The organism is Acinetobacter sp. YH12241 (genome assembly GCF_013417535.1).
Classification (GTDB): Bacteria; Pseudomonadota; Gammaproteobacteria; order Pseudomonadales; family Moraxellaceae; genus Acinetobacter.
The window spans coordinates 61,877-74,645 of the sequence record NZ_VPDQ01000001.1 but is presented as its reverse complement, the minus strand read 5'-3'; the positions used below and the strand labels follow the sequence as shown (position 1 = coordinate 74,645).

General features: G+C 46.1%; 10 protein-coding genes. 7 read left to right on the top strand and 3 right to left on the bottom strand.

The features are described 5' to 3' along the window. The first annotated feature begins 14 nt into the window (after positions 1-14). The 7 genes from FTV18_RS00380 (at position 15) to FTV18_RS00350 (ending at position 8,061) form a co-directional block, all read left to right on the top strand. Positions 15-1,409: an AAA family ATPase gene (locus FTV18_RS00380; RefSeq protein WP_180016609.1), complete on the top strand. Its 1,395-nt coding sequence runs from the start codon at positions 15-17 to the stop codon at positions 1,407-1,409. 437 nt (positions 1,410-1,846) lie between these two features. Then, positions 1,847-4,684, top strand: coding sequence for a monovalent cation/H+ antiporter subunit A (locus FTV18_RS00375; protein WP_180016638.1), 2,838 nt, complete (start codon positions 1,847-1,849; stop codon positions 4,682-4,684). 4 nt (positions 4,685-4,688) lie between these two features. After that, entirely contained in the window at positions 4,689-5,054 is a 366-nt protein-coding gene (locus FTV18_RS00370) for a Na+/H+ antiporter subunit C (protein ID WP_034169749.1), read from the top strand. Continuing rightward, positions 5,054-6,862, top strand: a complete 1,809-nt coding sequence (locus FTV18_RS00365; RefSeq protein ID WP_180016610.1) for a monovalent cation/H+ antiporter subunit D — start codon at positions 5,054-5,056, stop codon at positions 6,860-6,862. Before FTV18_RS00370 ends, FTV18_RS00365 begins: the two co-directional genes overlap by 1 nt. After that, on the top strand, positions 6,862-7,380 hold the full coding sequence (locus FTV18_RS00360) for a Na+/H+ antiporter subunit E (protein ID WP_034169751.1): 519 nt from the start codon (positions 6,862-6,864) through the stop codon (positions 7,378-7,380). Before FTV18_RS00365 ends, FTV18_RS00360 begins: the two co-directional genes overlap by 1 nt. Continuing rightward, complete coding sequence (locus FTV18_RS00355) at positions 7,377-7,652, top strand: monovalent cation/H+ antiporter subunit F (RefSeq protein ID WP_004787192.1); 276 nt, start codon at positions 7,377-7,379, stop codon at positions 7,650-7,652. Before FTV18_RS00360 ends, FTV18_RS00355 begins: the two co-directional genes overlap by 4 nt. Positions 7,653-7,662: 10 nt before the next feature. Then, the gene (locus FTV18_RS00350; protein WP_005233541.1) at positions 7,663-8,061 is read left to right on the top strand and encodes a Na+/H+ antiporter subunit G; all 399 of its coding nucleotides are present in this window, start codon (positions 7,663-7,665) and stop codon (positions 8,059-8,061) included. A 79-nt stretch (positions 8,062-8,140) separates the two neighbouring features. Here the strand turns inward: FTV18_RS00350 and FTV18_RS00345 are convergent, their stop codons facing one another. Genes FTV18_RS00345 through nusA form a run of 3 tightly spaced genes read right to left on the bottom strand, consistent with a single transcriptional unit; the run spans position 8,141 to position 12,751 of the window. Further along, positions 8,141-8,545 (bottom strand): ribosome-binding factor A, encoded by a 405-nt coding sequence (locus FTV18_RS00345; protein WP_004810065.1) that lies wholly within the window; start codon positions 8,543-8,545, stop codon positions 8,141-8,143. Further along, on the bottom strand, positions 8,545-11,256 hold the full coding sequence (gene infB, locus FTV18_RS00340; RefSeq protein WP_159122710.1) for a translation initiation factor IF-2: 2,712 nt from the start codon (positions 11,254-11,256) through the stop codon (positions 8,545-8,547). The genes FTV18_RS00345 and infB overlap by 1 nt, the downstream gene beginning before the upstream one ends. Before the next feature lie 10 nt (positions 11,257-11,266). Then, entirely contained in the window at positions 11,267-12,751 is a 1,485-nt protein-coding gene (gene nusA, locus FTV18_RS00335) for a transcription termination factor NusA (protein ID WP_004787201.1), read from the bottom strand. Between the last annotated feature and the right edge of the window lie 18 nt (positions 12,752-12,769).

The following is a 12,769-nucleotide window of genomic DNA, read 5'->3' as shown; positions in this document are numbered from 1 at the left end:
GCTACAGGTGATCCATGCACATCGAAAAAATACAACTCAAACATGCTCTGCACTTTTCTAATATTCAGCTCGATTTTGATCTGCAAAAATCACCTGTGACTTTAATTCTGGGTGATCAGGGTTCGGGTAAAACCACCTTGCTGCGCTTGAGTTATCAGGCTTTGACCTGGTTTTCTGCACGTTTTCGCGACTTGCGTACCGCAGGTTTAAGTATGCTGGATCAGGATATCCTGCAAAATCGTCTGCAATCCAAAATTGATATCCAGGTGCGTTTTCCTGATGATTTGGGACCATTACCTGAATCAGCACAGGGAGAAGCAGCCCCTGCCCAATCCTGTTCCTGGCAGTTATACAAAACCTTAAATAGTCAGGGAATTGGCTTTGCCAAAGCGGAAACCCAGCAACTCGATACCATGGTGAATCTTTATCAGAAGGCAAGACAACATGACCCTTTGCTCGGCCTGCCTATGGTCGCCTATTATCCGGCTGAACGCTTCGTCAATGAAATCAATTTACTCAGCAAAAATAATCAGGCCATTTTTCAGACTGCGCATGCCTATGAAATTACTGCTATCCCTTTTACGACTTTTGCACGTTTCTTTGAATGGTTTCGTGAAATCAGTGATATCGAAAATGCACAAAGTGCCAAGATCATTGACCAGATTCTAGATCAGGCGCTACAGCAATCGGATGATATACAGGCAGATCAGCTGGTCCAGCAAATTGAAAAAGCTAAAGCACATATGCATACACCGAGCCTGACTGCCTTGCGTGAAGCTTTATCCATTGTACTACCAGAACTTAGCCAGATTTATCTGGACTACCAGCCCAAGCTGCAATTGATGGTGCGTTATCAGGATCACACCTTTAGCTTTCAGCAGTTGTCGAGCAGTATCCGGAACTGGATTGCACTGGTGGGAGATGTTGTACGGCGCCTTTGTCTGCTTAATCCGCACAGCTTATTTCCCTGTCAGGAAGGTACTGGCATTTTACTGATTGATGAAATTGATCATCAACTGGATCAGGACATGGCCGCCGTCATTTTACCGCGTCTGCATCAGGCGTTTCCTAACTTGCAGATTATTGTGACTGGAAACCGGCCGGAATTGCTGGAGCAGGCTCAGGATTTTCAGTGTCTAAAACTGGAAAATAAACAGGTGCATCCCATCCATCTAAATCCAATGCAGGTTCAGTATGATCATTTTTATGCAGAGTTGCCGCTTGAGATGAGCCAAAATCATTCAGATATAGAAAAAGTTGAAGATGCACTTCAGGAACCAGAAATAGTCAACTTGACGGCTCAGTCTGTTTTGCAACTGATTCAGGAACAGCTAAGCACAGAACAGCAGCAAGAACTTTTACAACTGTTGAGTCAGGATAATTCACAAAGCCTGCCTCAATCTTCTTAACTAGTGCTGAAACGATAATGCAATTTAAAAATTAAAATCAGGATGCAAGAATAGGTTTTGATTTTCTGCATTCCTGATCAAGAAGTTATAAATTTTTATCAATAAATGCAGGGAGTTTGATCTTTATTTTCGGTCAAATTTGTACGAGATGTTCAAGCATGCACCCCATATCAAAACCAAGCTTACGTATAATCTACAAGTTCTACATAAAAACATTGATGTTGTGGTTATCCTGTAATATGATCGGTTTTACTTGCAATTTTCGTTGTAAAATCGGAATTTGCTATCGTTTATAAGTTGCGCAATACAACTGTTTTATTCTGTTTGAATATCATTCTGGCTTTCAAGATCGAGAAGTTTTGGGTCGCTCTTTGCGGTCCTGTAATCCTTGAAAGATAAAGATTCACCCTAGGTTGACCTTAACCTATATCACGACAATGGATACGAGTGTGCTGCCAATTATTATATTGTTACCGTTAGTATTAGGCACAACCCTTGTCTCGTGGCTGAAGCAATTTTCACGCGGGGTAACGGCTTTAGGAGCAATTGCCGTCAGCCTCAGCAGTTTCTTATTACTGTTGAGTCAGGCGCCTGCTGTATTTAATGGAACGGTAATTACCCAGACCTGGTCCTGGCTACCCCAGCTTGGAATCGACTTCAGTTTCCGGCTGGATGCTTTGGGCATGCTGTTTGCTCTGCTGATTAGTGGAATTGGTACCCTGATTTATATCTATGCCTATTACTATCTCAGTCCTAAAAACTCCCTGAGTAAACTCTATTTCCTGCTGATGCTGTTTATGGCAGCGATGCTCGGTATTTCATTGTCTAATAATCTTCTGATTCTCCTGATTTTCTGGGAACTCACCAGTATTTCTTCCTTCCTGCTAGTTGGTTACTGGAGCAATTACGAAGCGGCCCAACGCGGCTCACGCATGGCTCTAACCATTACCGGCATGGGCGGCTTATCTATGCTGGGTGGTTTTATTCTGCTCGGACAGATGACGGGTACCTATCAGATTGACCAGATCCTGATGATGGGCGAACAGATTCAGGCACATGCCCTATTTGTACCGACATTATTATTAATTTTACTCGGTGCTTTTACCAAAAGTGCGCAGTTCCCGTTTCACTTCTGGTTACCAAATGCCATGGCAGCACCGACGCCGGTGTCTGCCTATCTGCACTCTGCCACCATGGTCAAAGCGGGCCTGTTTTTAGTCGCACGTTTATTGCCGATTTTTGCAGGCGCGGCACTGTTCCATAATATTGTTACTTTTATCGGGTTATTTACCCTGTGTGTGGCAGCGTTCTTTGCCATCTTTAAAGAAGATCTGAAAGGTCTGTTGGCCTATTCAACTATTAGCCACTTGGGCCTGATCATGTGTTTGCTGGGTATTGGCTCACCACTGGCCGTGGCAGCAGCAATTTTCCATATCATTAACCATGCAACCTTTAAAGCTGCCCTATTCATGATTGCCGGGATCATTGACCATGAATCCGGTACTCGTGATCTGCGAAAATTGTCTGGTCTTTGGCAAATGCTGCCTTTTACCGCAACACTGACCATGATCACCGCCGCCTCCATGGCTGGTATTCCATTAACCAATGGTTTCTTGTCCAAGGAAATGTTCTTTACCGAACTGGTCGCAAACTTAAGTGGCCCAGTCATGGTCGGTGCTGCTATTGCAGGAACACTGGCCGGGATTTTCGCTGTCGCCTATTCGATTCGCCTGGTACATGGCGTGTTTTTTGATGGTCCGTTAGGCCAGCAAGTCCCAAATAAAGCTGCGCATGAGCCGCCATTTGGTATGCGTGCACCGGCTATCTTACTGGCTTTTCTGTGTATTGCAGTTGGTCTGCTACCAGGATTACTGGTCGAAAAGATTGTAAATAGCACCACACAAGCGTCAACCCAGAATTTCGCCTTTGAAGGCACTCACCTCGCCCTTTGGCACGGTATTAATCTGCCTTTGGTGATGAGTATCATCGCGATATTCGGCGGTGCAATTTTCTATTTTGCACTGGCCAAAGGCGGCGCAATTCGGGAAATTGATCTGGATCCGAAACTGGGCAAACTGCAAGGTCGTGTACTGTTTGATCTGTTCCTGAAAAATCTGTTACTGAATTCAAGACGTTTCCGCCGTGCGACTGAAAATGGCAAACTGCAAAGTTATATTTTGTGGACGGTGCTGTTTACCATTGGTCTGGTGGGCTATCCACTCGTCGTCAATGGGATCGACACCGGTAGCCGCGAACTGACCCATGCACCAGTTCTGGCCATCGTTCTATGGTTACTGCTGTTCTCAGCCTGCTGGATGATGCTGTGGTTCCATCATGAACGGATTAAAGCCATCCTGATCAGCGGTGCGGTCGGTCTGGTCGTCACCATGGTTTTCATTGGTTTTTCAGCACCCGATCTGGCTTTGACCCAGATTACAGTCGATGTAGTAACGACGGTTCTGCTACTAATGAGCCTGTCACTCCTGCCACAATTAACGCCTTATGAATCCAGCCCGACCCGACGCTGGCGAGATGCAGTGATTGCAGTCTGCGGAGGTCTAGGAATTGCAACAGTTGCCTGGCTAGTTATGACACGTGACCATAATTCAATTTCCTGGTTCTTCATCCAACAATCGATTCCGCTTGGTGGCGGTACAAACGTCGTCAATGTAATTCTGGTCGATTTCCGTGGTTTCGATACCTTTGGCGAGATTACCGTACTCGGGATTGCCGCCATTGGGGTACTAAGTCTGATGGATGGTATGCGTGCTCATGGCACCACCATTACCCAAGGCCTGACTTACCGTTTTAACCCCTCCCCTTTGATGCTAAGAATTACTGCATCATGGATTTTGCCGGTAGCACTGGTGGTTAGTCTGTATATCTTTATGCGCGGCCATAATCTTCCGGGTGGCGGTTTTATTGCCGGTCTGGTCACCTCATTGGCTTTGATCATTCAATACGTTGCCATTGGTCAGGATCATGCAGAAAAAATGCTGGGAGCTAAATCTGGACGTCTCTATGAAATCTGGATTGGCGTCGGCCTGACTATTGCTGGCCTGACTGGCATCGCAGCCTGGTTCTGGTCACGTCCTTTCCTGACCAGTGCCCATATTCATGTCCATCCGCCATTACTTGGCGATATGCATCTGGCTTCTGCTGCACTATTTGATGTCGGTGTCTATGTCACCGTAGTCGGTGCGACCATGCTGATGATTTCCGTTCTGGGTGACTCCCGTCACTCAAGTATGACTGGCCCAGTACCAAGAGGATAATAGAATGATTAGTTTAGAACTTTTATTAGCCTCAGCAATTGGCCTACTCACTGCCACCGGGATCTATCTGATTCTGCGGGCACGTACCTTTCCGGTGGTCCTCGGACTGGCCATGATTGGTTATGCAGTGAACCTGTTTTTATTTGCCATGGGCCGTATTCAGATGAATTCACCTGCAGTACTCACCGAAACCACGCAGGTCACCGATCCTTTACCTCAGGCCTTGGTTTTAACCGCAATTGTAATCGGTTTTGCCACCACCGCCTTTATTGTACAGCTGGCCTTACGTAGCCGTTATGAATCAGGAACAGATCACGTTGATTCCAAAGAAGAGATACCGCAACATGACCCACGTGAGGATGAGCCGTAATGACTGATCTTCTCAACTTCTTGAATCAACACACCCCTATTTTCAGTATTCTTTTACCGGCTTTTACTGCCTTTATTCTAGTACTGTTGGGTAACCCAGGTTCTGGTTCTCTGATTACCGACTGGCGTCAGCCTTGGCGTCGTGGCGTGAGTCATATTTCGACCCTATTGGGTTTGATTATGGCGATTGGCTATCTGATCAATAGCAGCCAAGGGCAAATTAGTGTCTACACTTTAAGTGAATGGGCCGCCCCTTTTGGTATTGTGCTGGTCCTGGACCAGCTCTCTGCCTTGATGCTGGTACTGACCTATACACTCGCTTTGCCAATCGTTTGGTATGCCAGCAAAGAATGGGATATTCGCGGGCGTTATTTCCATGCCATGGTCCATTTTCTATTAATGGGGCTTAGTGGTGCCTTCCTGACCGGTGACTTGTTTAACCTGTTCGTGTTCTTCGAGATCCTGTTAATGGCATCCTATGTCCTGCTTTTGCATGGGCAAGGCAAGGCACGCTTTCAGCTCGGTGTGCATTATGTGGCTATTAACCTGCTTGCTTCTGCCATGTTCCTGATCGGACTCGGGATGATTTATGGCAGTGTCGGCAGCCTGAATATGGCTGATGTTGCTCGTCTGATGCCAACTTTGGCAGACGATGAACATAAGCTGGCCGTTGCAGGCGGATTGATGCTATTTGTGGTGTTCGGGATCAAGGCAGCCATGTTACCGGTAGGCCTGTGGCTTCCTAAAACGTATGCTGTTGCCACTACTCCAGTGGCTGCCCTGTTTACCATCATGACCAAAGTCGGGATCTACGCGATTATCCGCGTCAATGGCACCGTATTTGATGATGAATACAGCCATCAGATCCTGATGAACTGTCTGCTGGCCATTGGTGTGATTACATCACTCTATGGTGCATTCGGTGCCATTGGGACTGAACGTCTACGCCGTTTTGTCGGCTTTATGATCCTGTCTTCAGTCGGCACCATTCTGATTGCGATTGCCATGAACAGTACCCAAGCCTGGGCAGGTGCCTTGTACTATATGGTGCACAGTACCCTGATTGGCGCAGCGTTTTATATCCTGTGTGGCTGGATTACCTCACAACGCGGTGAATTTAAAGATCACTTTAAAATTGCCCCACAGATGAAACAGAATAAGCTGGTTTCTATTGTGTATTTCATCATTGCCTTGATGATGGCCGGCTTGCCACCTTTCAGTGGCTTCTTCGGTAAAGTGTTTATCCTGCAAGCTTCAGGACAGTCTGAACATCAAATGCTGATTATCTTTACGGTTCTACTGGTCAGCTTACTAAGTATTCTGGCTTTTACCCGGGTTGGTTTTATTCTGTTCTGGCGTTCAAGCCGACCAGAACAGGATGAAAATTCTGAAGAATTCAGCAAATATGAATCCTTGCCCAGCAAGGCACCAGCACGGAATGACCGGGTTATTTATCTATTATTGCTCAGTCTGACAGCCTACGTTGTTTTTGCTGCACCGATTTATCAATATAATTATCAGACCGCAGTACAGATTAAAACCAATCCGATTTATGAAGCAGCACTGTTAAAACGTGATGCTGAAGGCAAGTTCATCAGTGTTCAGCCATTTGATCCGGGTTATTTACCAGAAACCAAATACGGTGGTGAAACGCCTGATCCAAATGCGCACCTGATTCCTTATGTCATTTCAGAAAATACCTTAAATGGCGATCATATTTCTGAATTTAAACAGCGTCAGATTGATAAGCAGTATATTGAACAGAACAAATACGACGACAATCAACTTAAACCGGCGGAGGGACTTTAATGGCTGAATCATTACTTCAACGCTGGTTCCCACATCCTTTCGTTTCGGTCATTGTGGCGATGAGCTGGATCATGCTGGCCCATAATATGGAAGCCGGCACACTCCTTATGTCAATATTTCTGGCGATCTTGATTCCGAGAATGGTCGCCCCTTTTATTGATTACACACCGAATATCCGGTGGGTGCCAGCGATGCGCCTGTTTTGGGTCGTTGTTTGGGACATCATTGTCGCTAATATTAAAGTCGCGATTTTAGTACTGGGACCGACCAAAAATCTGCATCCCAAATGGTTTCGGGTACCGCTAGATACCGAACATGAAGAAGTGAATACGTTGCTGGCAATGATTATTACCACGACACCAGGTACAGTCTCTGCGGGGATTGATCAGGACCGTGGCGATATTCTGGTGCATGCCTTAAGCACGGATGATGAAGAGGCCGAAATTGAAACTATTAAACAGCGCTATGAACAACCATTGATTAAAATTTTTAGCGCACAATCAGGAGCTGAAGCATGACCATTCTGCCATATGCATTGCTGATTTGTCTGGGTGCTGTCACGATCTCCATGTTACTGTGTCTGATCCGGCTGGTTATGGGCCCATCAATCGTCGACCGTTTGCTGGCACTGGACACCCTATTTTTAAATGCAACCTGTCTGGTGGTGATTCTGGGAATCTACTGGAGCAGCACTTTCATGTTTGAAGGTGCCCTACTGGTGGCCATGCTGGGCTTTGTTTCTACCGCTGCCCTTGCCCGCTATTTCACCACTGGACATGTCATCGACTAGGAGTTTTTAAATGCCTTTAATTTTAGAAATACTAGTTTCGATTTTTTTATTGATTGGCGCGTTTTTTATGCTGGTGGGTGGCATTGGGATGATACGTCTACCCGACCTTTTTATGCGTCTGCATGCACCGACTAAATCCAGTACCTTAGGCCTGGGAAGCTTTCTGATCGCTTCTATTATTTTTTCGGCTATCTATGGTCGTTTAGGTTTTGCTGAAGTACTGATTACCCTGTTTGCCTTCATTACTGCACCGGTATCTGCCAACCTGATGGCGCAAGCGGCCTTGCATTTACGTTTGCGCTCGATGAGTGGTGAAGTGCCAGAAACACTAGAACGTCCATTGCCTTGGCAGAAAACCCGCCGTCGTGCATTTTATGAAAAGAAAATGAATGACCAGGATTCAAAGTAATAGTTAGCCAGTTCTACTTAAAAGTTCAACAATAAAAAAGCCACCCTAAGGTGGCTTTTTTATTGCGCTTTATAAAAGCTTATTCTTCATCTTTCTTGTCTTCAGCAGGAGGTAAATCCTTCACTGCTTCAGCAATCAGACCAAACATATAGTTACCATATGCATTGGTTTTGTCGTAATGGAAACGTAGACGAGGTGTAATACGTGTCTTGATCCGACGGCTCAGTTCATGGCGCAGGAACCCGGATGCCTTATTCAGGACATCGAGTGTTTCTTTATTTGCCGCTTCACTTTGCTCATCACCAAGTTCACGACCCATTACTGTGACATAAACTTCTGCATATCCTAAGTCTGGGCTCACCTTCACGGCTGAGATGGTCACCAGACCACCCAGACGTGGATCTTTCAGCTCCTGACGGATCAGTTCAGACAACTCGCGTTGTACCGTATCCGCCATACGCTTCAGACGTTGACTACCCGCCATTAAAGACTCCGTTTAATCAATTGCACATCATACACTTCGATCTTGTCGAGAGGTTTGATGTCTTTATAGCCTTTCACCGCAAGACCACATTCCATACCGGCACGAACTTCTTCCACCACTTCTTTGTAGCGACGAAGAGATTCTAGCTCGCCCTGGAAGATCACCACGTCATCACGTAATACGCGAATCGGTTTGTTACGGTGTAATACGCCTTCAAGCACCATACAGCCTGCTGCAGCACCGAATTTGCTTGAGTGGAACACTTCACGCACTTGAGCAACACCCAAGATGGTTTCACGGTGTTCAGGAGCAAGCTTACCACTCATCGCTGCTTTCACGTCATCAATCAATTGATAGATCACTGAGTAGTAACGAATGTCGATACTGTCTGCATCTGCTTTCTGACGTGCAGTATTGTCGGCACGTACGTTAAAGCCAAGAAGAACCGCTTCTGAAGATTCAGCAAGTGTGACGTCAGATTCAGTAATCGCACCTACACCCGAACCGATGATACGTACTTTTACTTCATCCGTTGAAAGCTCAGCCAATGCAACATGCAGTGCTTCCAATGTACCGCGTACATCAGTTTTCAATACCACATTGACGATTGGCACATCTTTTTTGCCCATAGACGCCATGATGTTTTCAAGACGCATTGCAGATTGACGTTCAAGACGTTTTTGACGTTCACGATCCATACGCGCATCGGCAACTTCACGTGCTTTCTTCTCGTCATTCACAACAAGAACTTCGTCACCTGCCATCGGTGCTTCTGGAAGACCCAGAATTTCGACTGGAATCGAAGGACCTGCAGACTTGATACGCTTACCGTTTTCATCGGTCATGGCACGAACGCGGCCATAAGATGAACCAGCAAGTACCAGGTCACCCACTTTCAGCGTACCGTTTTGAACCAGAATAGAAGTCACTGCACCGCGGCCTTTATCAACACGCGCTTCAATCACAACACCTTGTGCCGCACCTTCTTCAGACGCCTTCAATTCAAGCAATTCAGACTGAATTAAAATCAGGTCAAGAAGTTCGTCAATACCCGCACCAGTATGTGCAGATACTTTCGCTACAGGAACGTCACCGCCCCATTCTTCAGGTACGATTTCTTTGGTGGTCAATTCGTTCAATACGCGATCTGGATCAGCTGAGTCTTTATCCATCTTGTTGATTGCAACAATGATTGGCGTACCCGCTGCACGTGCGTGATCGATTGCTTCTGCAGTTTGTGGCATCACACCATCATCAGCTGCTACAACCAGAACTACGATATCAGTCGCTTTGGCACCACGTGAACGCATTGCAGTAAACGCTGCGTGTCCCGGAGTATCAAGGAATGTAATAATGCCTTTATCCGTGGTTACATGGTAAGCACCGATATGCTGGGTAATACCCCCTGCTTCGCCTTGCGCCACTTTGGCACGACGGATACGGTCTAGAAGCGATGTTTTACCATGGTCAACGTGCCCCATGATCGTAACAACTGGCGCACGAGTAGTTTGCGCACCACGTGCTTCTTCAGCCTGTTCAAGCAGGTTATCTTCGACTGCAGTTTCAGAAACCAGTACCGGGTTATGGCCCATTTCTTCAACCACAAGTGCCGCGATTTCCTGATCGATCGCCTGGTTTTGAGTAACCAGTTCACCCATTTTCATCAGTGACTTGATGACTTCACGAACCTTAACTGCCATTTTCGCAGCCAGGTCAGCCACGACAATCGTTTCACCGATTTCAACGTCATAAACCTGTTTTTTCACTGGTTTTTCAAAACCATGCTTGTTCGCTTGGCTAGATTTCAAACCACGTTTATGTGAGTTATCACGGAAAGACTGCTCTTCACCACGACGACCACCTTTCTTCGGTGAACGTGTATTTGAAGTGTTAGTACCACGTTTAATTTCGCGGTCTTCTTTCGCAAATGAGTCTTCATATGCCTGGCCAACCAGACCAGCCGCAAGTGGAGAATCATCAATCACACGAATGGTTGCAGTGGTATCTTCAGAAGAATACTTCGATGCCATCTTGCGCATTTGCTCAAGGGTACGTTGTTGTGCTTCTTCAGCTGCCTTGCGACGTGCTGCTTCTTCAGCTGCTTTTAATTGAGCGGCTTGAGCTTCACGCGCTTTTTTCTGTTCTGCTGTTTCAACTTGTTTAACCGCTGCTTTCACAATCGGTTTATTAGTTGATTTGCGTTTTACCACAACAGCGGCTTTAGGTGTTTCCTGTTTCTCAGTTTCTTGTTTCTGAGCTGCACGCATTGCTTCTAGTGCTTTGCTTGCATTGTTTGTACCTGATTTAGGTGCATCAGCAGGTTTTTTAGCTGGTGCTGGCTTCTGTTCAGCTTCTGCTTTCGCTTGCTGTTCAGCTTGAGCCTTCGCTAAAGCTTCTGCTTTAATTTGTTCCGGGTCTGGCTTAACGAATGTATGTTTCTTGCGAACTTCTACATTAATCGTTTTCGCCTTACCTGAAGTACTTGCCACTTTAGCAGTACTGGTCGTTTTACGTTTCAACGTGATTTGTCCTGCATGGCCATCAGAACCTTGTGTCTTTTTCACATGATTCATTAAGCGATCTTGTTGTTCGGTGGTAATAATATCGTCAGCTTTACGCTGTGGTAAACCTGCCTCACGAACCTGCTCTAGGAGCTTATCAACATGGCGACCCACGCTGAGTGCTAACTCTTTAATCGACTTGTCCGTCATATACTACCTCCTAGTTAAACCATGATTCGCGCGCTTTCATAATAAGTTGACCGGCCTTCTCAGCACCGAGACCTTCGATATCTTCGATATCATCAGTCGCTTGGTCAGCTAAGTCATCTACGGTTACCACACCACGAGCTGCGAGAGCTTGCGCGATCTCTGCTGTCATGCCTTCCATTGCAACAAGTTCTTCACTTGGCGCTTGTACGTTTTCTTGCTGTTGTAATGCATCAGCAAGTGCAATTTCTTTCGCACGGCTTTGCAGTAGTTCAACCAGTTCCGCATCCAGTTCGATTTCATCAAACGTTTCTGGCGGTACGTAAGCAATTTCTTCAAGCGAGGTGAAGCCCATTTCTACTAACGCCATCGCCAAATCTTCAGCAATATCCAGACGTGTAACAAACATGTCCAGATATTTTTGTGCTTCGCTTTGCTGACGTGCGTAGTACTCTTCTTCCAGCATCATGTCCAGCTTATAGCCAGTCAGTTCAGATGCCAGACGAACGTTTTGACCTTGTGAACCAATTGCGCGAGCTAGCTGATCACTAGTCGCGAAAATGATGTCTGCAGTACGTGCATCTTCATCGATGACAATACTAGATACATCTGCTGGTTCTAATGCACTTGCGATATATTGCGCAGGATCATCCGACCAAACCACTACATCAATACGCTCGCCATTGAGCTCTTGCTGTACAGCCTGGATACGTGTACCACGCATACCAATACAAGCACCCACCGGGTCAATACGGTGGTCATTGGTTTTCACTGCAATTTTAGCACGAACACCCGGTTGACGAGCTGCGGCCTTAATTTCAATGATTTCTTCAGAAATTTCAGGGATTTCTTTTTTCATCAATGCAATCAGCATTTCCGGTTTAGCACGTGACAACAATAACTGTGCACCACGGCCTTCACGGTTAACGCTATATAGAATCGCATTTACGCGTTGTTTCGGACGAAGGATTTCCTTCGGAATCATCTCTTCACGTGCCAGATACGCTTCTGCGTTATCACCCAAGTCAATGATAAAACCATCTTTGGTTTGTTTTTTCACTTCACCGTAGATCAGCTCACCGACTTTAGATTCATAAGCATCAGCAACCAGTGCACGTTCTGCTTCACGGATCTTCTGTACAATCACCTGTTTCGCGATCTGGGCAGCAATACGACCGAAATCGATTGATTCTACTTCCAGTTCACGGATATCGCCAATCGACCACTGCGCTGGATCCACATCAGAGATCGCATCCTGACAAGCAGGCATTTCATGATCTTCATCAGCTACCACTTCCCATTGACGGAAAGTACGATAATCACCAGTTTTACGGTCAATTTCTACACGAAGACGAGCTTCTTCCGAGTGAGTCCCCTCGTAGAATTTCTTCTTAGTCGCTGCAACCAAAGCTTGTTCTAGCGCTTCAAAAATTGCTTCACGACTTACACCTTTTTCGTTACTAACCGTTTCAACGACGGTAAGAATTTCACGTGCCATAAGTCACCTATTCGTTCA